This is a genomic window from Frateuria sp. Soil773 (assembly GCF_001428405.1).
In the GTDB taxonomy this organism is placed as follows: domain Bacteria; phylum Pseudomonadota; class Gammaproteobacteria; order Xanthomonadales; family Rhodanobacteraceae; genus LMSL01.
Map to the genome: position 1 here is coordinate 55,077 of NZ_LMSL01000003.1, position 20,624 is coordinate 75,700.

13 protein-coding genes are annotated in these 20,624 nt (G+C 70.1%); 2 read left to right on the forward strand and 11 right to left on the reverse strand.

What is annotated here, in order from left to right; all coding sequences use genetic code 11:
- Positions 1-29 precede the first annotated feature (29 nt).
- Positions 30-4,028 (reverse strand): autotransporter domain-containing protein, encoded by a 3,999-nt coding sequence (locus ASG87_RS02700; RefSeq protein ID WP_162258302.1) that lies wholly within the window; start codon positions 4,026-4,028, stop codon positions 30-32.
- 398 nt (positions 4,029-4,426) lie between these two features.
- Here ASG87_RS02700 and ASG87_RS02705 point away from each other — a divergent pair, with 398 nt between their 5' ends.
- Both ASG87_RS02705 and ASG87_RS02710 read left to right on the forward strand, forming a co-directional pair.
- A complete protein-coding gene (locus ASG87_RS02705; RefSeq protein ID WP_056000450.1) occupies positions 4,427-6,736 on the forward strand; it encodes a winged helix-turn-helix domain-containing protein in 2,310 nt (769 codons plus the stop codon).
- A 110-nt stretch (positions 6,737-6,846) separates the two neighbouring features.
- A complete protein-coding gene (locus ASG87_RS02710; RefSeq protein ID WP_056000453.1) occupies positions 6,847-7,680 on the forward strand; it encodes a pirin family protein in 834 nt (277 codons plus the stop codon).
- A 495-nt stretch (positions 7,681-8,175) separates the two neighbouring features.
- On the opposite strand, the gene ASG87_RS02715 is transcribed toward ASG87_RS02710, so the two are convergent.
- From ASG87_RS02715 to ASG87_RS02760, 10 genes are all read right to left on the reverse strand, one after another.
- Positions 8,176-10,263, reverse strand: a complete 2,088-nt coding sequence (locus ASG87_RS02715) for a prolyl oligopeptidase family serine peptidase (RefSeq protein WP_056000456.1) — start codon at positions 10,261-10,263, stop codon at positions 8,176-8,178.
- An 88-nt stretch (positions 10,264-10,351) separates the two neighbouring features.
- Positions 10,352-12,202: a hypothetical protein gene (locus ASG87_RS02720; RefSeq protein ID WP_056000459.1), complete on the reverse strand. Its 1,851-nt coding sequence runs from the start codon at positions 12,200-12,202 to the stop codon at positions 10,352-10,354.
- 26 nt (positions 12,203-12,228) lie between these two features.
- Positions 12,229-13,149 (reverse strand): ABC transporter ATP-binding protein, encoded by a 921-nt coding sequence (locus ASG87_RS02725; protein ID WP_056000460.1) that lies wholly within the window; start codon positions 13,147-13,149, stop codon positions 12,229-12,231.
- A gap of 39 nt (positions 13,150-13,188) precedes the next feature.
- Entirely contained in the window at positions 13,189-13,599 is a 411-nt protein-coding gene (locus tag ASG87_RS02730) for a GntR family transcriptional regulator (RefSeq protein ID WP_056000463.1), read from the reverse strand.
- 488 nt (positions 13,600-14,087) lie between these two features.
- Complete coding sequence (locus ASG87_RS02735; protein WP_056000466.1) at positions 14,088-15,173, reverse strand: hypothetical protein; 1,086 nt, start codon at positions 15,171-15,173, stop codon at positions 14,088-14,090.
- 277 nt (positions 15,174-15,450) lie between these two features.
- Positions 15,451-15,987 (reverse strand): gluconokinase, encoded by a 537-nt coding sequence (locus tag ASG87_RS02740; protein ID WP_235499553.1) that lies wholly within the window; start codon positions 15,985-15,987, stop codon positions 15,451-15,453.
- 42 nt (positions 15,988-16,029) lie between these two features.
- A complete protein-coding gene (locus ASG87_RS02745) occupies positions 16,030-16,851 on the reverse strand; it encodes a carbohydrate ABC transporter permease (RefSeq protein WP_056000474.1) in 822 nt (273 codons plus the stop codon).
- On the reverse strand, positions 16,848-17,741 hold the full coding sequence (locus ASG87_RS02750) for a sugar ABC transporter permease (RefSeq protein WP_056000477.1): 894 nt from the start codon (positions 17,739-17,741) through the stop codon (positions 16,848-16,850). The genes ASG87_RS02745 and ASG87_RS02750 overlap by 4 nt, the downstream gene beginning before the upstream one ends.
- Positions 17,738-19,015, reverse strand: a complete 1,278-nt coding sequence (locus tag ASG87_RS02755; protein ID WP_056000480.1) for a sugar ABC transporter substrate-binding protein — start codon at positions 19,013-19,015, stop codon at positions 17,738-17,740. Before ASG87_RS02755 ends, ASG87_RS02750 begins: the two co-directional genes overlap by 4 nt.
- A gap of 35 nt (positions 19,016-19,050) precedes the next feature.
- On the reverse strand, positions 19,051-20,505 hold the full coding sequence (locus ASG87_RS02760; protein WP_056000483.1) for a glucoamylase family protein: 1,455 nt from the start codon (positions 20,503-20,505) through the stop codon (positions 19,051-19,053).
- Between the last annotated feature and the right edge of the window lie 119 nt (positions 20,506-20,624).

Here is a 20,624-nt window from a genome sequence, read left to right on the forward strand (position 1 = left end):
CCTCGCCCGGGGAAACCCGGCGCGAAGATTCAGAACGAGATGGCGAGCTGCGCTCTGGCGCCGTGGCTGCGTGAAGAGCCGGCGAACAGGCCTTCGTAGCCGAACGAGGCGCGGGCGTGCCTGCCGACCTTGAAGCTGGCGTCGAGCCCGACCTGCGCCGCGTTCCTCAGCATCGGCAAGCCTTGCATGGCGAATCCCTGGCCGCCCTCGGCGAATTGCTCTTGCGCGGTGGCGCGGCCGAGGCTGAAGGCATGGCGCCAGCCCAGCATGCCGGACCATCGCGCCGCGCCGGTGGCAACCGACCAGCGCCAACCTGCCGTGCCGAACGTGGCCTTGCTGGTGTCCTGGGCGATATCCAGCCGCGTGACGGCACCGTGTTCGTGCGCGGCACCGCTGTGCAGTCGTACGTGCGCCAAGGCCAGGAAAGGCTCCGACCTGCGGTTGGCGTCATCCCCCATGCGGTAGCCGACGTCGACGAATGCCTGCCCGGTGCGCGCGTTACTGTCGCTGACCAACTGCTGCGGGGCGGTGCCGACCGCATAGCTGCGACGCGTGCTCACGCTGTGCCAGCCTAAGCCCAACCCATAGCCGATGTCGAAGTGGCCTGTGGTGCTGCTTCCGTAGAGAGCCAGGTGGCGATCCTTCGTGTGCGCGGAAGCATTCTGGCCGAGTGCGCGATAGGACGTCCGGCCCAGACCCGCGGCGATACCCAGCCGCGTGGCGTCAGAGGTCATCGCGTCTACGCCGACCAGGCTGCCGGAGCTGTCGGAACGCACGTTCGCGAGGCCGTCGGGGCCATTCGTGCGGTTCCAGTCGCCTAGCGCATGGACCCACCAGGTCGTCGCCTGGGTGTCGGCGTCGGCGTTCCACAGCCGCTGTTCGAGTGCGTCGCGGGTCAGCCGGCTGTTGTCCAGCATCACACGGCGCAGGTCGGGGTGCAGGGTATCGGCCATCTGCTGGAACGTGGCCGCGGCCTGCTCGGTGGTGCTCAGTTGTCCATACAGCAACTGGCCCAGCGAGCCGCCTGCCGGCACGCTGTCCAGCGCGGCGCCCAGCGCCCGTACCTGCGGGGTACCGGCGACGCTGGCGAAGGAAACCGGGCTGCGCGTGAGGTCGAGCACAAGCTGACCGTTCCGGTAGCTGACGTCGTATCCCAGGAATGCCGTGATCTCGCCTTCGACGTTGTCGAACTGGCCCTGCACGTCGCCGCTGGCCTGCAAAAGCTCGATCTGCATGCCCGGGGTCAGGGGCTGATTGCCGATGTTCTGCACTTCCAGCTTGCTGCCAGGTTCGATAGTGACGTTGCCCGCCACGCGCACGCTGTCCGAGGTGCCTGCCGCCGGGTCGATCTGCGCTTCGTAGATCGACCCGCTGCGCATCCACAGATCGCCTGCCACGTTCAGGGTGCCGGGCGAATTGCCAGGTGCCAGCGTGCCGTCGACAGTGACGTTGTTGACCGTGCCCGTTCCCTGCAGGCGGCCGCCGGGCAGGACGTCGAGATCGCCGCCCAGGTTGCCGTTGACGCTCAGCGTGGCGCCCTGCTGCACGTCCACGTGGCCGGCGAACGCGCTGCTGTCGCCGGTGAGCATGGTGAAGCCGCTGGCCACGTCGATGCTGCCGTGGCCCGTGATGGCAGGGGTGAACTTATAGTCGTCCTCCGCGTGCTGGAAAACCAGCGAATACGCCTGTGGCGAGGCGGCCAGCGCGAGCGAGGGCGTATCCAGCAGACCCGGCAGGAAAGGGTGCCCCTGGGCGTCCAGGCCGCCGATCATCACGGAGCCCCGCGCCCCCACGTCGATGCCGCCGGCGACAGTCGCGCCGGCGCCGTTGCGGATCGTCAGGACGCCCTGGCCGGCACTGCCCACCTGCATGCGGGTATCCACCGTGAACACCGAGCCGGTGCCATCGACGGTCAGCCAGCCCGCGCCGGTGGCGGCGTGGCCCAGCAGTGCGCCGATGCCGTCGGCATCGCTGCCGTGGACAGCCAGGGTGCCACCTGCCGAAACCATGGCGATGCCTTTTGCCTGGTCGCCCAGGACGAGCCTCCCGCTCGCATCGAAGGCGCCATGATCGTCCACCTGCAATGTGCCGTCGCCTTCCCTGCCGACGATCAACTGGCCCGACCGGTAGATTGCAGTGTCGTCCGCCGCCGCGAGCGTCAACCGCGAGCCGGCGCCCGCCACGCGGACGCTGCCGGAGCCGGTGCGGGTCAGGCCCATCGGCTGGTGATTGAGGTCGTACAGTTCAGCCGTGCCGCCGAGCACCATTTCGCCGAGAAAGGATGCCGTACCGCCGTCCAGTACCTCCAGCGAGCCGTCGCCACCCTCGCCGACATGCAGACCGTTGACGCTGCTCCACTGCGAGCCCGCGCCCGCTACCGTCGCCTTGCCCGCGCCACGCATCTCGGGGAAAGTGGCGCCGTCCGCCGGCAGGCCATAGCCGAGCACGTCGAGCCAGAACGCTCCCTGGTCCGCCGCGCGGACGCGGCTTGCCAGCCGTCCGCCGCCGCTGACGGCCAGGGTGCCGTTGAGCACGTTCAGGCCGCCGGCGTAGTTCAGCGTCGAGCCGGCGCCATCGACCGCGATGGCACCGCTGCCTTGGGCGACCTCGGCGCCGCCCCAGCCGTAATAGCCCAGTCCCGCCACGATTTCGGCTAGCGCGGTGTCCAGGCCGAGGTTCGCCGTGCCACCCTGCTGGATCGCCAGCGAGCCGTGGCCGCCGCGACCCACCTGCGTACCGGCGCCGACGACGAGGGTCGAGCCGGCGCCGCCGACGGTCAGCCCGCCTTCGCTGTCGGCGGCGTAGCCCAGTGTCGAACCGATGCCGTCGGCATTATGGCCGTGGATGGTGAGGGTGCCTCCGCCTGAAACCGTGGCGATGCCTTTGGCTTGGTCGCCGAGAATGAGCTGGCCGGCGACGTCCACGGCGCCTTGATCGTCCACGGCCAGGCTGCCTTTGCCGCTGCCGCCGATCGACAGGTTGCCGTCGCCGGTCCGACCCGCCGTCACCGCGAGCGCCGAGCCTTGCCCGGATACCAGGATGGCGCCGTCGCCTTCCTTGCTGCCAGCCACCGATGTCGAAGTGCCGACGTCGTAGGTCATCCGGGTATAGCCGGCCTGTACGAATCCCTGGAAGCCGGCGGTGGCGCCGTTGAGGATCGACAGCAGCCCCGTTCCTCCATCGCCGATCCCCAGGCCGTTGACGCTGTTCCAGCGCGAACCCGCATCGGTGATCGTCACCACGCCATGGCCGTCGAAGGCCTGCACCGGGAACTGGCTGGAGGGGCTGCTGGCTACCCAGCCGACACCGATCATATCCAGCCAGGTATAGCTGCCGCCCCGGTCGTGGCTCGCCAACTGGCCGCCTTGGCTCACCGTGAGGCTGCCGTTGGCCACATTGAAGCCGCCGGCGTAGTTCAGGGTCGATCCGTCTCCGTCGACGACTACCGTGCCGCTGCCTGCGCCGGCGTCCGGACCGGTATAAGCACCCATGCCGAGGTAGAGCTCCGCGAAGCTGTTGGCGAGGCCAAGGTTGGCCGTGGCTCCCCCCGTCAGGCGCAGCGTGCCGTTGCCGGCACCGCCGATCTGGGTGGTCTGGTCGACGGTCAGCACCGTACCGCCGCGATGGATCGTCATCTCACCCTGGCTGCCGGCGGAAGCGCCCAGCAACAAGCCGATGCCGTCATTGTCGGAAGCGGTGATCCGCAGCGTGCCGCCCATGTCCATCGTAACGGCGCCGGAGGCAGCGTCACCGACGCGCAGGGTGCCGATCAGGAAATTGCCGCTGTCCAGCAGCGCCGGGTTGGGCGAGATGGCGTCGACGACTACCTGCTGGTCCCCGCCCGGCGAAACGCCTCTGGACCAGTTGGCAGGATCGTTCCAGTACGTCGAATGTGTGCCCAGCCAGCGATTTTCCAGCGCACTGGCGGGAGCGGAGGCGGCGCCCAATAACGTGGCGACGGCGATCGCCGCCGCGAGGGGGCGGCGGCGGGCGTTGGTGTTGGCCCGCAATGTATGGAGGTCAGCCATGTTGATTCCCCTGTAGTCCATTGAATCAAGTTCCGGATCGCGCGTGCTCGCGCGGCGTTTCGGGAGTGCGCGCCCGGGCTGGCTGTATGAAGGCGGCCGGGTCGAGCCGGCGCGCGGCTCGTTCGAGTCGCTTCGGGCGGAAGGCATTCCTGCCGCAAAGCTAGGCCGGGCGGCTTGGGGAATTCATGAGGTTTTCTTGAGAAAGCGGCCGGCAATCGTTGAAATGGCCGTCATCGCCGGTTATCCGCACCGGTGGCCAGGGCGGTCGCCGGTGCGTCGCTGAGGGCATCACGCCGTACCGGGGCACGGAGCCTTGAGCATCCAGGCAGCCCTGAAAGACAATCCGCCGGGGGATCATGGATACGCCGGTCCATGAACGACAGGGGGCAGGATTGCCGATGGACAAGTCGAGCGGGCAGGTCGTCTCGATCTGCTTCGACAACGTACGGATCGATCCGCAGCGACATGCGCTGTACGTATCCGATCGAGCCGTCCACCTGGAGCCCAAGGCATTCGCCGTGCTGTGGCTGCTGGCCAGCAGGGCGAACCAGATCGTCGGCAGGGACGAGATCCTCGATACCGTGTGGAAACACCGGCATGTCACGCCGGCGGTATTGAGCAGAGTCATCGTCGTGCTGCGCCGGTCGCTGGGCGAAGGCGGGCGCAAGTCGCAGTTGATTCGGACCATCCATGGCGTCGGCTACCGGCTGGACATTCCGGCCGATGCCGGAGGGCCGTCACCCACCGCAGCGGCGGAAGAGGCCATGCCCCAGGCAACTGCGCTGCCGGCGCCACCGCTGGTCCGGCCCGCGCCGGCCTGGCGGTGGCGTGGCGCACGCATGGCGGGCGCCTCTGTTCTCGCCGGGCTGATCGCCCTGGGGGGCTGGTTCCTAGTCCCACGGCCTCCAGCCATCACGGAGCCGCGGGTGGCTCTGGCGATACTGCCGTTGCGCACCGATACGGACAATGCCGAGCTTCGCATGAGGACCGAGGCCTTCACCGACAGCCTGATCGAAGGGCTTGCCGCCGTGCCCGCGCTGAAGGTGGCGAGCCGGGATGCGGTGCTTGCGCTTGGTCGCAGTGCCACCGACATGCGGCAAACCGCCGTGCGACTGAATGCGGACTACGTGCTGGCTGGTCAGGTCGTGCCGGCAGGCAAGGAGCTCAGACTGCACGCGGAGCTGTGGCGCAGCGACCGTCCCGCTCCGGTGTGGGTATTCGACCGCGATACGTCGCAGGCGGGCCTGTACGCACTCGAGGGGCCGCTGATGGAACGCGTCCACAGCACCCTGACATCGGCCGGGAGCGATCCCGTGCGGTCGACCGTCTCAGATGCGGCGCAGCGCCTGTACTGGATCGGCCGGCACTACTGGTACCAGCGGACGCCCGAATCGCTGGTGCAGGCACTGGACTATTTCCAGCGCGCGATCGCCGAGGACCCGCATTTTGCCCTGGCCTATTGCGGCCTGTCCGACACCTACATGCTGCTCTACCTCTATGCGGACCTCACGCTGGACGAGGCCGCTTCCAAGGCCGAGGCCGCTTTGGCCAAGGCGCGTGCCGCCGATCCGGGGCTGGTCGACATCCTGGTCTCGGAAAGCGAGGTGCTGAACGAGACGGGCCGCCCGCGACAGGCCATCGCCACCGTGGAAAAGGCCCTGCGCGCGAGCCCGCGACATCCGTTGGCGATCCTTTGGTACGGCTACTACCTGGAAGGCATGGGACGTATCCGCGATGCCGTGGATTGGTACCGGCATTTCGAGGGCGAACCGGGCAATGCCGCCTATTTCGCCAATTTCGGCAGTGCGCTGACGATGATGGGAATGCGCACCGAGGCAGAGACGGCCCTGCGACGTGCCATCGAGCTCAACCCCGAGCACGCCAGCATCTATTGGGACCTGGCGCTGTTCTACCGGATGCATGGCGATTTCGACCGGGCCATGGCCGTGTACGCCGATGAACAGCGCCGGCCGGACCACAATGGCTGGACCCCCATCATGGTCGCCCATACATGGCTGCAGCGTGGCGACGGTGCCAAGGCACTGGCCAGCCTGCAAGGCAAGGCCGGGCTATCGGCGATCGACCGGCTGGAAGTGCAGACGCGGGCTTGGTGCCTGCTGGGCCGCTGTGATAAAGCGCAGCAGCTCGTCGACGGTTTCGGATTCGACCCGGGCGACAAGGAGAACTACGAAACCATCCGCGCCTGGGTCTACCTGCTCACCGGCCGGCCGAATGACGCCAGACAGGTCTACGCCACGCTGTTCTCAAGCCCGGAGCGGGATATCCGGCGTTTCATGCGACTGTGGAAGTCGGACCTCAACCTGTCCGTGTACTCGGGCTGGGTGGCGGCCCAGCCGGCGGCTTCCCCTGAGCGTGCGGCTTCCCTGCGGGCCTTCGGCAACCTGCTGGACCGGCTCGACGAAGGCGGCCTGAAGCTGCCGCTGATGAGCTACGAGCGGTCAGTGCAGGCGGCGCTCGATGGTCGCGCGTCCGATGCCGGGAAGTTGCTGCGTTCGGCGATGGATGCCGGCTGGGTGGACCTGGGCACGCTCGATCTGGACCCGGCGTGGGTACCGTACCGCAGCGAGGCGTGGTTTCGCGCGTTGCGCGAGCGCATCGACATCCGCTCGCAGATGGCCAAGCCGCCGGAGTTGGCTGGTATCGGCCGGGAACCTTCTGCTGCCGCGAAGGACCGTCTTCGCCGCTGAAATCGGCGGCCGCAGCCGCAGGCGCGGAACGCACCGTTTCGCCGGTGCGCCATTGCGACCGCCGGCGCGGCGCCCATGTAGTTGGACACCACCAACAGCAGGGCTTTGCCATGAGCGATCGCCACATCACCCGCCGCATCCGCGGCATGGACACGTCCGATGGCGCCGGCGTGAAGCTGAAGCGGATCATCGGCCAGCCCGGGCTGGACATGCTCGACCCGTTCCTGCTGCTGGACGAGTTCCGTTCCGACAGCGCCGACGACTACCTCGCCGGCTTTCCCGAGCATCCGCACCGCGGCTTCGAGACCGTCACCTACATGCTGGCCGGCCACATGCGCCACGGCGACAACCACGGCAACCGCGGCGACCTCACGCCGGGCAGCGTGCAGTGGATGACCGCCGGCCGCGGCATCCTGCATTCGGAGATGCCGCAGCAGGAGAACGGCCTGATGTGGGGCTTCCAGTTGTGGATGAACCTGCCGGCGAAGGACAAGATGACCGCGCCGCGCTACCAGGACATCGGGCCGGAGCGGATCCCGGTGCTGCATCCGGCCGACGGCGTCGAGGTGAAGCTGATCGCCGGCTCGCTGGCCGGCGCCAGCGGCCCGGTCGAGGGCATCGCCACCGCGCCGGTGTACCTGGACATCGGCTTGCAGCCGGGCGCGCAGTACGCGTTGGACCTGCCGGCCGGTCACCATGGCTTCGCCTACGTGTTCGACGGCGAGTCGGCCCTGGTCGGCGGCGAGGCGCTGCGACGCAGCGAGCTGGGCGTGCTGTCCGAGGGCGAGCGGCTGCAACTGGCCGGCGGCGACAAGCCGTCGCGCCTGCTGGTGGTGGCCGGCCAGCCGCTGAAGGAAAGCGTGGCGCGCTACGGGCCGTTCGTGATGAACACGCCCGAGCAGATCCACGAGGCGATCGCCGATTTCCGCGCGGGCAAGTTCTGAGCGGGGAAGCCGGGTATTGCGTTGGCTCCCCCCGCCCCCTGAGAGGAGACGCTCGGGGTGGGTGGGAGCATCCGGCATTCGGCGCGAATCCGTCATTCCACCGCGCCGTCATCCCGGCGAAGGCCGGGGTCCAGCGCCTTCGAGGGCCATCGGAGCGCAAAATCGCTGGATGACCGGCCCTTCGGCTGTCGAAAAGCGCCTCCGGCTTGCGCTGGAATGACCGCCGGTTGGATGCATGCCGGAGGCTTCGGGGCAGCGGTGCGGCGATATGGGTCGACTGTCCGGTCGCAGGTCCCGCATCCCGGCGCGAATTCGTCATTGCACCGTGCCGTCATCCCGGCGAAGGCCGGGATCCAGCGCCTTCGAGGGCCATCGAAGCGCAAAGGCGCTGGATGACCGGCCCTTCGGCTGTCGAAAAGCGCCTCCGGCTTGCGCTGGAATGGCGGTAAGTGTGTGCGGGGCTTCGAAGCGCGCTTTGCAGCGCCGGTGCGCGGCTCACTCGCCGCGCAGGTCCTTGCCGGCGAGGCGCAGGTTGCGTTCCAGGTAGCCGCGCAGCAAGGCGTCCGGCGCGTCCGGGGCGGGGCCGCCGAGGTGGCGTTGCAGCATGCGCTCGGTCAGGTAGAAGATGGCCTCCTTGGCAAGCGGGTCCTCGTTGGTGTGGCCGGCTTCGGCGTCCACCAGCAGGCTGACGTCCCGGCCCAGCAGCTTCAGTTGCGCGGCGTAGCCGAGCACGCCGCGGATCGCCACCCGGTGGTCGGCGCCGCCGGCGATCAGCAGCAGCGGACGCGTCATCCGGTCGGCGTTGGCCAGCGGCGACTGCGCATGCAGGCGCGCCATCGCGGCGACGTCGTCCAGGTCCAGCGACATCATGCGCAGCCGGGCTTCGAACGGGATGTAGCGCGACAGGTTCAGCGCCTCGTCGCTGCGCGATACCCAGCGCAGGTCCAAGCCGAAATCCGGTGGCGGCACGATGGCGACGCCCACCTTGAACAGCTCCGGCTCGAAGGTGACGCCGAGCAGGGTCGCATAGCCGCCGAACGAGGCGCCGGCGATGCCGACCCGCCGCGCGTCGCCGATGCCCTGCGCGAGCAGGTAGCGCGTGCCTTCCACGATGTCCTGCTGCACGCGGCCGTTGCCGAAGTCGCCGCGCGCGGCGAGCACGTAGTCGCGGCCGTAGCCGGTGGAGCCGCGGAACTGCGGCTGGAACACCGCGTAGCCGCGGTTGACCAGGAACTGCGCGATGCTGCCGTAGTCGGGGCGGTCGTGGTTCCACGGGCCGCCGTGCGGCACCACCACCAGCGGCCGCGTGGCCGGGTCGGCGCCCGGCGGCAGCAGCACGAAGCCGTGCAGGCGCATGCCGTCGCTGGCCTCCCAGGCCACCGGGATCTTCGGCGCCAGCGCCGACTCCGGCAGCGGCGCCAGCGGCTTGCCGCTGCGTTGCTGCCGCAGGCCTTCGTCGAGTACCTGGCGGAACCGGCCGCTGCGCGGGTCGTAGAGATGCCAGCGCGCGGCCTGCAGGGTCGGGCCGCGTTCGCCGACCAGCCATGGCGCCTGCGGGCCGCGTCCGGCCTGGATGTCCAGCATGCGCCGGGGAAAGCGTTGCGCGATCGCCTCGACCGCGCGTTGCGCCGCGGCGGTCAGGCCGCGGTCCGTCGCCGTGCCGCTGCGCCAGCCGGCGACCAGCGGCTGGCCGCTGTCCGGATCGAGCGCGAGGGTGTCGAGGTCGGCTTCGCCGGCGGGATCGGCCAGCAGCGTGTGCAGCGTGCCGTGCGCGTCCAGCCGCGCCAGCCGCAACAGGTTGCCGTCGCGGTCGCTGCGCAGCAGGAGGTCGCCGCCCGCGCCGGTCACCGGCAGCGGCGAGCAGCGTTCCAGCCGCGTGCAACGCAGCGCCTCGTGCAGGCGGCCGGCCGCATCGACGCGATGGATCGCCAGGGCATCGCCCTCGACCCGTTCGACGAAGGCCAGCCGTCCGTCCGGATCGAACGCGAAGCCGGCGAGCCGGTGCGCATCCCGGTGCAGCAGCGTGCGCTCGCCATGCATGTCCACCCGCAGCAGGCGCCACGGCTGTCCTTGGGCGTCGGCGTCGGGCAGCCGTTCGAGCAGGATCGCCGCCGCCGGCCGCAGCGGGTCGACCGCCCGCACCTCGCGCCGCTCGCGCCCGCCGAGCGTACTGACGATGCCGGAGCCGCCCTGGCCGTCGACCGCCAGCGCGAACAGTTGGCGCGGCGATTCGAGCAGCAGCCAGCGGCCGTCGTGCGACCAGTACGCCTGCCGCGCATCGGTCTGCGACAGCAACTGCCGCGGCGCACCGCCCGCGGTCGACTGCAGCCAGACGCTGCGCCGGCCGTCCTGCACGCGCAGCCAGGCAAGCCGCCGGCCGTCGGGCGACAGGCTCACGCTGTCGATCGCGCGGTCGACCAGGAAGGCGCTGCGCGGGAAGCGCGGCGCCGGCGCTCGCGCGCGCTCGGCGGCGACGGCGAGGCGCAGGGCCGCATCGTCCGCCGCGCCGGCACGGGCCGCGGCCGTCGCCAGGGCGAGCGCGACGGCGCACAGCGTCCCAACGCATTTCGGGAACGTGGACATGGGTTTCTCCGGCTTGGGCCTGCCGTGCGGGCAGGCCGACGAACGGTGGGTGGCGCGGTTGGAGTGGCGCGGCTCCGGCCGCGAGCCGTCAGGCGGCGGCGGGCTGCAGTTGCCGCTGCGGCTCGGCCTGCCCGCGGGCGGGATACAGCAGCCACAGGCTCGCCAGCGCCGGCAGCCCGATGACGCCGCAGGCGAGCACCCAGGCCATCCGCGCCGGTGTCGACAGCGCGCGCCGCAGGGACATCGGGATCGCGGCCAGCAGCGACAGCAGCATCAGCGCACCGGCAAAGACCTGGATGCCGCGCGGCATCGGCGCCGGCGCGGTGGCCTGCAGCGGATCGGCCGGCGCGAACAGGCCGATCGCGCCGACGCGCAGGGCGTACAGCGCCGGCGACGGCCACCATGCCTTGTAGCGGTACGGCGCGGAGTAGTCGTATGCCATGGCGCGGTGCGCGACCGGCGTGACGCGGCCGCCGTCGTCCACCCACAGCACGTTCTGGTACGGCGTCGCGCCGGTGAGTTCGTGCGCGTACGAGGTGAAGGAGAACGACACCAGGTAGCCGTCCACCAGCTCGATCAGCTCGACGCTGCGCAGGTCGCCGCTGCGGCCGGGAATGGGCAGGCGCTGGCGCGGTCGCAGAAGGGCATCGCCGGTGGCCGCGTCGCGTCCGTCGAAGAAGTACAGCGCGCGGTCGCTGGTCACCACCAGGCTCTCGCCCACCGGGGTCACCCCGGCGAGGATCTCGCCGGCGGGCAGCACGATGCGCGGCAGCGCCTGGCCGGCGGCGCCGTCGTAGCGGTAGAGCACGTTGCCGGCGACCAGCGTGCCGTCGCCCTTCGGCAGCCCGGGCAGGCCGCCCGCGGCCTGTGCCGGTGCCGGAAAGGGCGCGTCGCCGCCGCCCACGCCCAGCTCGCCGGCGCGGCGGCCGTCGGTGAGGCGATAGCCCTCGAAGCGCATGCGGTCGTGGCTGAACACCCAGCGCACGCGGCGCTCGTCGTCGTCGAACTCCGTCTGCTCGGCGGCGGCGTGGGTCAGCTCGTTGCGCACCGGCGTCGCCACGACCTGCACGCCGATCGGCTGCACTTCCGACAGCGCCACCTGCTCGCGCCACAGCGGCGCCTGCGGGGCGCGGCTCGCCGCCAGGCCGGCGAGCATGCGCTGCTGCGGCGTCATGCGCTCGGTCTCGTTGTGGCCGCCGGGCGGCGGCACGCCCGTGTTGTTCGGGTGCGTGCCCTGCATGATCCACAGCATTTCCATGCCGAAGCCCAGCAGCAGCATGAGCGAATAGACGCCCATCTGCAGCGGCAGGGCGGTGACCGCCGTGGCCGCCGGCGAGCGCGGCGGCGCGCTGAGATCGGGCTTGAACGCGGCCAGTACCATCGCCGCCAGCCACAGCAGGGCGATGGCCTGCAGCAACAGCACCCGCGGGCCGGTGGCCTGGCTCACCGCGAGCAGCGCCAGGAACACCAGCGCGCAGGCCGAATAACGGCGGCCGCCGAGCATGCAGAACGCGCCGGCCAGGTAGCCGCAGGCGGCGATCAGCAGCGCGGCCAGCGGGAACAGCCAGTGGCGCAGGTCGACCACGCGCGCGGTCATGCCCGCCTGGTAGCCGGCGATCAGCAGCACCGGCAGCGCGGCCGCCACGGCCAGCAGCAGGATTCCCGCACCGAGCAGCGCCGCGGCGATGCGCCAGTCGGGCAGCGGCCGGTGCAGCAGGTTCAGCCACACGTTCGGGCGCCGGTAGCTGCCCATCTGGTACAGCCCCAGCAGCAGGCCGGCGAGCGCGTACACGCCGCCGAACACGCGGTAGACCAGCAGCGGCTGCTGCGCCAGGTCGACCACCCGGGCCAGGAAGCCCAGCACCAGCAGGTGCAGCGCGGCGCCGGCGATGGCCCAGCCGCGGAAGCGCAGCAGTTCGGCCTTGAAGAGATCGCGCATGGTGTTCCCCTTGGATGTGGCGCCGCTCAGGCGGCCGCCGGCATGGCGTGGTTCTTGGCCAGGAAGCCGTTGACCGCGCGGTCCAGGCTCACCGGCATGCTCTGCACCGAGCGCGCGCCGCTCGCGCGCAGGAAGGCGGCGAAGTCCTCGTCCTGGTCGAGCACCAGGTAGTGGTGCAGGCCGTCGATGCGCTGCGCCTGCAGCAGCCCGGGCACGCTGGCGGGCGGCGGGCCGGCGAACGGGATGTCGGCCACCCAGTGCGTCACGCGCGCGCAGAAGTCGTCGGGGGCGGACATGTTCGCCAGCCGGCCACGCTCCAGGATGATCAGGTTGTCGGCGACCCGCTCGACCTCCTCCATCTGGTGCGAGCAGTAGATCACCGTGCACTGCCCGGCCGCGTTGGAATACAGCAGCGATTCCAGGAAGGCGCGCTTGGCGACCACGTCCAGGCCCAGCGTGGGCTCGTCCAGCACCAGCAGTTCCGGCCCCTGCGCCAGGGTCAGGGCGAGGTTGAAGCCGGCGCGCTCGCCGCGCGAGAGCTGGCCGACCTTCTGCTCCGGCAGCACGTGGTAGTGGCCGATCACCTCGTCGAACGCGCGCTGGTTCCAGCGCGGGTAGTGGCGGCGCTGCATCGCGGTCACCGCGGACACGCGCATCCAGTTCGGCAGCGTGTGCTCCTCGTTGACGAAGCCGATGCGACCACGATCGGTTGGCGTCAGCTGCTGGCTGTCGCGGCCGAGGATGCGCGCCTGGCCCGAGCTCGGTGGCAGGAAGCCGAGCAGGATGCGGAACAGGGTGGACTTGCCCGCGCCGTTCGCGCCGACGATGGCGTGGATGCGGCTGCTGGCGATGCGCAGGTCGAGCTGGTCCAGCGCCAGCTTGGCACCGTAGCGCTTGCACAGCGCCTCGGTCTCGACCACGTATTCGGAAGGTGTGGTGTCAGTCATGCGGGTCGTTCGCCTCCGGATCGGGCGCAGGTGTCGGGGTCAGGCGGTTTTTTTCGGAGCGAGCACGCGCAGCGCGCGCTCCAGCCGCGTCAGCGCGCGATCGGGCGGATAGTCGAGCGCGGCCACCTCGTGCACGAAGCTCTGCACGGCATCGTCGAGGCGGCGGTCGCGCTCGGCATTGCTGAGCCGCTGGCGCGGCGTGGCGACATACAGGCCCAGGCCCTGGCGCGCCTCCAGCCAGCCCTCGCCAGTAAGCTCGGCGTAGGCCTTGGCCACGGTGTTCGGGTTGATCGTCAGCTGCTGCGCCAGCCCACGCACGCTGGGCAGCTGCGCGCCGACGGCGAGTTCGCCGGTGGCGATCTTCATGCGCACGCCGTCGACGATCTGCTTGCTGATCGGCCGCGGATCGCCGGTGGCGATCTGGATCAGCAGGGCTTGGGTTCGGGCCATCGGGACTCTCCGCTCGACTGTACCTTGTGTACTATGAGTATTAGTACAGTACGAATTGCGGATACCCGTCAAGAGGGCCGAAGGTCATGCCGGTGGCGTGGGCCGGATGGCTTTGAGGCGGCGGCCTGCGATGAGTAACGGTCATCCCCGCCGAACGGTGCCGGATGGCCTCGTTCGATGGGCGTATGCGTGCAGGCTCGCTGGCTGCGATCGTGCAATCCGATGGCGCATCCGTTGGACCCGATCGGAGGTCGCGATCTGAGAGCCTGTTCAAAGTCTCCTTGTCGAACTGGAATCGCCCTCCTGTTTCACGATCGTCATTCCTGCGAACCCCGAAAGGGGCCAAGAGTAGGAATCAAGCGACTTTCCCCTTCCCTGTTAAAGGCACTGGATCCCAGCCTTCGCTGGGATGACGCTTCATGGGAGATACCTGGGAGACTTTGAACAGGCTCCAAGGCTTGGTCCGATGGCCCGGTCGGCCAGGGCGATCAGTCGTCGTGGACAATGCCGGCGTGGTTGTCGTGCAGATGGTTGCCCGACGCCTGCAAGCCAGCGCGCTGGCCGACCTTGATCGCGGCGCCCGCGCTGTAGGCGATCTCGCTGTCCCGCACCGTCGCGGTGGCGCCGGGGAACAGGCCCACGCCGCCGCCGGCCACGCCACCGGCCTGCCCGGCATAGGTCACCCGGGCGTGCTGCAGCCGGTTGCGCGGGCTGTGCGAATCGAAGGTGATGCCGTCCCAGTAGCCTGGCGCCTGCTCCGCGCCGGTCAGCGTGACGGGACGATCGGCGGTGCCGTTGATCGCGAGCGAGCCGTCGCCGCCGGTCTTCAGCCCGCGATCGGAAGAGAACACCAGCCGCGCACCCGCCTCGATGTCGACGTGCGCTTCGATGCCGGGGCTGCACAGGAAGAAGTACGGCACGGCCAGCGCATGCCAGGTCGCATCGTCGGTCACCGTGTCGTCGGCGAAGCGCACCTGCACCATGTCGTGCCGGTTGTCCTGGAAACGGCTGGCCGCGTCGAGCGCCGGCAGGTCGGTGGCCTTGACCGCCAGCGGCCAGCCGGTGTGTTCGAAGCGGTTGGCGGCAAAGCCGGCCAGCACGCCACGCTGCAGCACGTTGAGGCCATGGCCTTCGGTGTTGCGGATGGTGGTGTGGTCGATCGCCAGGCGCGCGCCGACGCCGACCACCACCACGCCCGAATCGGTGCTCTTGCTGCTGTCGCCGTCCTGCACGACGGCGTGGCTGAGGACGTTGCGCGGGCTGCTGGAGTTGAACTGCAAGCCTTCCCAGTAGCCCGGTGCCGCTTCCAGGCCGCGGAAGGTCACAGGCGCTTCCGCCGTGCCGCGCGCGTCGAGCGAACCGCCCTCGTCGAGCACCAAGCCCGCGCCCGCGCCGAAAACCACGGTGGTGCCGGCCCTCACGGTGACCGGCGCATGCACGATGGCGAACTGGTCGATGCGGTAGCACGGCGCGTCGAGCGTGACCGGCTGCTGCAACTGCGCCTCGGTCAGCGCATGGCAGGCGGGATCGGTAGTGGCGGCGGCGAGCAGGGCTGCGGCAAGCGGAATCAACATCCATGTCTCCTTGGTAGAAGTGCGGGGAAGGTCCGATCGATCGGCCTCGTGCTCGTCATTCCTGCGCAAGCAGGAATCCAGTGCCTTTGCGCCCAATGATGCACAGGCACTGGATCCCAGCATTCGCTGGGATGACGAGCAAGACCTGATGATGGCCTTTGGCGAAGCCGACAGTCTGCATGCACTGCGGGTGGATTGTCGAAATGCGGCGCACGGTCATCCATTGTGGGTGGATTGTCGAAACGTGGCGCAGCGCTCATCGCTGCGGCGGCCTCGTTCATGCGGGCGGACGCAGCCAGCGGCGCAGTTGCGCGAGCGTGGCGTGGATCGGCGCGCTGCCGTCGAGGTAAAGCGCATGCTCGTCCGGCGCAGGTTCTTCCAGGGTCGCAAGCTGGCTGTCCAGCAAGGACGGCGGCATGAAGTGCGAGCGCGTGCGCATGCGTTGCGCCAGTTCCGCGCGCGGCACTTGCAGGTAGGCCAGCCGCAACTGCGGATCGGCGGCGCGCAGGCGGTCGCGGTAGGGGCGCCGCAGGGCCGAGCAGGCAATCACGCCGCTGCGCCGCGCCTGCTTCTGGCCGGCGATCCAGTGGGCCAGCGCCTCCAGCCAGGGGCCGCGATCGGCATCGGTGAGCGCGATCCCGGCCTTCATCTTGGCGATGTTCGCGGCCGGGTGCAGGTCGTCGCCTTCGAGGAAATCCCAGCCCTCGGCCTTCGCCAGCCGGCTGCCCAGCGTGCTCTTGCCGCTGGCGGAAACGCCCATCACCACGACCAGGGTGGGCGACGGGGCGGATGGCGTAGGCGTGCTGGCGGACATGGCCTGCCCGAGGGTGCCGCCTGCGGCCGCCGACGGCAAGCCTCAGCCCTTCACGCTGCCCAGCAGCAGGCCTTCGAGGTAGTAGCGCTGCAACGCCAGGAACAGCGCCAGCACCGGCACCACGGTGACCACCGAGCCGGCCATCATCAGCTCGCTGTCCTGCCAGTGCTCGCGCGCCAGCGAGGCCAGCCCGATCGGCAATGTGTAGTGCTCCTGCCCGGTCAGCACGATCAGCGGCCACAGGAAATCGTTCCACGCGGCGAGGAAGGTGAAGATCGCCAGCGTCACCATGATCGGCTTCAAGAGCGGCAGCACGATCTGCACGAAGATGCGCCCCTCGCCGGCGCCGTCGATGCGCGCCGCCTCCAGCAGCTCGTCGGGAATCGCGCGGGCGTACTGGCGCACCAGGAAGATGCCGAACACGCTGGCCATCGCCGGCACGACCACGCCGGCGTAGCTGTTGACCAGGCCGAGGTACTTCAGCAGCAGGAACAGCGGCAGCATCGCCACCTGCGCGGGGATCACCAGCGCGCCGATCAGTGCCTGGAACAGCCGTTCGCGGCCGGCGAAGCGCAGCTTGGCGAAGGCGTAGCCGGCCATCAGGTTGAACGCCAGCGCCAGCACGGTGATCGCGGACGACACCAGCAGGCTGTTGAGCAGGTAGCGGCCCATGCCGGCGTGCACGAACAGCTCGCGGTAGTTGTGCAGCGTGGGATGCGCGGGCAGCAGCGGCGGCGGCAAGGCGCTGGCCTCGCCCGGCGCCATGAACGACACCGACAGCATCCACAGCAGCGGGAACAGCGCCACCGCGGCGCCGCCGGCCAGCAGGCCGTTCACCACCGCGCGGGCGAAGCGCGGGCTCATGCGGCCTCCCCGTCGGCGTGCGCGCCGCGCCGCGCCAGCCGCAGCATCAGCGCGGTCACCGCGAACATGATCGCGAACAGCAGGAACGCCACCGCCGAGGCGGAGCCGAGGTTCCACCACTTGAAGCCTTCCTCGTACATCAGGTACAGCACGCTGGTGGTGCTCTGCAGCGGGCCGCCCTCGGTCATCACGTAGGGCTCGGCGAACAACTGGAAATAGCCCGACACGGTGAGGATGCCCACCATCAGCAACGTCGGCCCGAGCATCGGCAGGGTGATGTGGCGGAACTGCCGCCATGCCGAGGCGCCGTCGATGCGCGCCGCTTCGTACAGGTCGGCGGGAATCGCCTGCAACCCGGCCAGGAAGATGACCATGTTGTAGCCGAAGTTCTTCCACACCGCGAACGCGATGATCGTCGGCATCGCCCAATGCGGGTCGCCCAGCCAGTCCACCGGATGCACGCCGAGCAGGCCGAGCGCGTAGTTCGCCATGCCGTACTTGGTGTTGAACAGGTAGCGCCAGATCACCGCCACCGCCACCACCGTGGTCACCACCGGCGCGAACAGCGCGGTGCGGAAGAACGGCTTGCAGCGCGCCAGCGGCGAGTTCAGCAGCAGCGCGGCGCCCAGCGAGGCGGCCATCGACAACGGCACGCCGACCGCGACGAAGTAGACGGTATGGCCCAGCGCCGACCAGAACAGCGGCCGTTGCAGCAGCGCCCAGTAGTTGCCCAGCGCGACGAAGCGCAGGTTGCGGACGTCCGCCAGCGCGTAGAGGTCGTAGTCGGTGAGGCTGAGCGCCAGCGCCGCGATCACCGGCAGCAGGAAGAACACGCCCAGCACCAGCAGCGCCGGGGCGAGGAACAGCCAGGCGGCGTGGCGCGGGTTCACGGCTTCGACCCCGCATGGTCGAGCACCCAGCGGCGCTTCTCCAGGATCGCGTCGGCGCGCCGGTCGATCTCGGCCGCGGCCTGGTCGATCGTCAGCTCGCCGGCGATCGCCTGCGCGGCGACCAGCTGCATCTCGGTGGCGATGCGCTCCCACTCGGCCACCGGCGGCGTCGGCTTCACCCGTTCGAGCTGTTCGCGGAACGCGCGCGCCTGCGGGTCGTCGCGCAGGGCGCCGCCGTCCCATGAGGAGCGCCGCGGCGGCATGTCGCCGAGCAGGTCGTAGAAGCGCTGCTGCACGGCCGGCTGCGACAGGTATTCGATCAATGCCCAGGCCGCGTCCTTGTGCGGCGAGTTGCGGAAGATCACCAGGCTGGAACCGCCCGCGCCGGAGGCGCCGGGGCCGTGCGGCCCGGGCAGCGGCGCGGTGGACCAGTCGCCCTGCTGCGCGGCCGGCAGGCGCTTGCGGAACTCGCCGATGTTCCACGGGCCGGACAGGTAGAACGCATACACGCCGCGGCCGAACTCGGTCCACGGGTTGCCGGCCTCGGCGTTGGTGATCGCCGGCGCCTGGCGCAGGCGGAACGTATCCACGTAGAACGCCAGCGCCTGCCGGAAGCCGGCGCTGCGGAAATTGCCGTAGCGGTTGCCGTCGCGCAGCAGGGGTTCGTCCTGCTGCAGCGCCAGCGACATCAGTTGCTCGTACTCGTTGGTGGGCAGCAGGATGCCGTAGACGCGGCGTTCGGGATGGCTCAGCGCGGCCAGCATGCGCCGCCATGCGTTCCAGTCGCGCGGCGGCGCGGCGAAGCCGGCCTGGCGCAGCAGGTCGGTGCGGTAGAACAGCAACCGCGTATCGACGTACCACGGCACGCCGTACAACCGGCCGTCGATCACGTTGGTGGCCCAGATGCTGGCGAAGTAGTCGTCCGGGCGCACCACGGCCGAGCGGTCGACCCGCGCCTGCAGCGGCTCCAGCGCGTCCAGCGCGACGAACTCGGGCAGCCAGGTGTTGCCGAGCTGGGTGAGGTCCGGCGTGGAGCCGCCGGCGTAGGCGGTGAGCAGCTTCTGGTGCGCGGCGGTCAGCGGCAACTGCTGCACCCGCACGCGGATGCCCGGGTGCGCGCGCTCGAAATCCGGCAGCAGCCGGGTGATCGCCTCGCCTTCGCGGCCGATCGTCCAGAACGTCAGCGTGTCGCGTTCGGTGGCCGCCTTGCCGCAGCCGCCGAGCACGGCGGCGCCGGTCAGCAGGCACGCCGCCAGCAACCTGTGCGGCGGCATGCGCCGGCCCGGGCGATGCGGGCGCGCGCCGCGGCTCACGGCGTCGCGGCCGCCTGCTCCAGCCAGCCGCCGGTGAAGCCGGCGCGTCGCAGGCCCTTGCGGATGTACGGGTTTTCCTTCATCACGTTCCACACGAAACCGCTGCGCCAGTTCTCGATCATCAGCACGATCGGCCCCTGGTCGATGCCCAGTTGCACGGTATCTACCCAGCCCAGCTCCGGCGCCAGCCGGCCGGTACGCAGCGCGGTGCGGGCGTGGAAGCTGGGATTGAACGCATCGACGAAGCCGTAGCGATCGTAGATGGTTTTGCCGTAGCGGCGCTTCATCTCGGCCAGCGCGGGTATCGCGATTTCCGGCGCGAAGGCGATCGAGCCGCCGGCTGCGGTGGGCGCGATGGTGCCGTCGTCGCTGACGTAGTCGAGCCCCGCGCCGCGCGCCGTATAGCCGTGGAATTCGCGCCGCTGCGCGCCGCTGCCGATCGCCACGTCGCCGGGACCGTTGCTGGCGGTGAGGCCCCACACGTTGGCGCCGTAGCCGGTCCAGCCGCCGGGATTGGCGATCGCGTAGCTGCGCTGCGCATAGGCGGCGCGGCGGCTGTTCTCGAAGTAGTCCAGGTCGTGGGCGCGGTTCCAGTCGTCGCGGATGCCGCGGAAGTCGATCCACGCGTGGCTGTACTGGTGGCCGAACAGCGGCGCGAAGTTGAGGAAGGTCTGGCCGTGGAAGGTGCCCCAGGTGCGGTCGTTGGTGGACAGCCAGGCCTTCCACGCGTCGCAGCCGACCGGATGGGTGGGCGAGCCCAGCGCGAGCACGTAGACCAGCATGCCCTCGTCGTAGCCCTTCCAGTCGGCCGGTATGAACTGGCCGCCGGGCGTCCAGCCCATGCTGATGAGCGGCGGGCGCGCCTGCATCCAGGGCCAGTCCACCGCGCGGTAGATGGCGTCGGCGAGCCGGCGGATCTCCTGTTCCCGCGGCGTATCGCGGTCGTAGTACGACTGCGCGAACAGCACCCCGCCGAGCAGCAGGGTGGTGTCCACGCTGGACAGCTCGATGCTGCGGTCGAAGCGCCTGCCGGTCTTCATGTCGAGGAAGTGGTAGAAGAAGCCGCGATAGCCGGCGGCATCGTCCTCGCTGGCGTTCTGCGGGGCCCGGTGGAAGAAGCGCAGCGTGGCGAGGGTGCGCTCGGCCGCCTGGTCGCGGGTGACGTAGCCGCGCTCCGCGCCGATGCCGTAGGCGGTCAGGCCGAAGCCCACCGCGGCGATGCTGGAGAACGATTCGCCCGGGTAGTGGTCCGGCACCAGCCCCGTCGTCGGGTCGGCGCTGTCCCAGAACCAGCGGAAGGTGCGCTGCTCCAGCTCGTCGAGCATGGCCTGCTGCTGCGGCGTCGGCCGTGCCGGCGCCGCCGCGCGCGCGGGCAGGTGCCAGCCGACGGCGCAGGTCAGCAGCAGGGCGAAAAGGCGGAGGCCGATGGCGCGCGGGAAGGAATGGGTCATCGTCGCTTGCTCGATCCTCTGGCCGGTGGGCCGTGAAAGGTCAGCCGTGAACGGCGCGGGGCGGCGCAGCCGCCGCGCGTGAGCCCCGTCGCCGCGCCGTCTCCGGCGCGGCAGGGACG

Bases quoted from the DNA above. Each gene is read 5' to 3' on its own strand.
- ASG87_RS02700 (WP_162258302.1), bottom strand. From the start codon at position 4,028: ATGGCTGACCTCCATACATTGCGGGCCAACACCAACGCCCGCCGCCGC.
- ASG87_RS02740 (WP_235499553.1), bottom strand. From the start codon at position 15,987: ATGTCCGCCAGCACGCCTACGCCATCCGCCCCGTCGCCCACCCTGGTC.
- ASG87_RS02705 (WP_056000450.1), top strand. From the start codon at position 4,427: ATGGACAAGTCGAGCGGGCAGGTCGTCTCGATCTGCTTCGACAACGTA.
- ASG87_RS02710 (WP_056000453.1), top strand. From the start codon at position 6,847: ATGAGCGATCGCCACATCACCCGCCGCATCCGCGGCATGGACACGTCC.
- ASG87_RS02745 (WP_056000474.1), bottom strand. From the start codon at position 16,851: ATGAGCCCGCGCTTCGCCCGCGCGGTGGTGAACGGCCTGCTGGCCGGC.
- ASG87_RS02735 (WP_056000466.1), bottom strand. From the start codon at position 15,173: ATGTTGATTCCGCTTGCCGCAGCCCTGCTCGCCGCCGCCACTACCGAT.
- ASG87_RS02720 (WP_056000459.1), bottom strand. From the start codon at position 12,202: ATGCGCGATCTCTTCAAGGCCGAACTGCTGCGCTTCCGCGGCTGGGCC.
- ASG87_RS02725 (WP_056000460.1), bottom strand. From the start codon at position 13,149: ATGACTGACACCACACCTTCCGAATACGTGGTCGAGACCGAGGCGCTG.
- ASG87_RS02760 (WP_056000483.1), bottom strand. From the start codon at position 20,505: ATGACCCATTCCTTCCCGCGCGCCATCGGCCTCCGCCTTTTCGCCCTG.
- ASG87_RS02730 (WP_056000463.1), bottom strand. From the start codon at position 13,599: ATGGCCCGAACCCAAGCCCTGCTGATCCAGATCGCCACCGGCGATCCG.
- ASG87_RS02755 (WP_056000480.1), bottom strand. From the start codon at position 19,015: ATGCCGCCGCACAGGTTGCTGGCGGCGTGCCTGCTGACCGGCGCCGCC.
- ASG87_RS02715 (WP_056000456.1), bottom strand. From the start codon at position 10,263: ATGTCCACGTTCCCGAAATGCGTTGGGACGCTGTGCGCCGTCGCGCTC.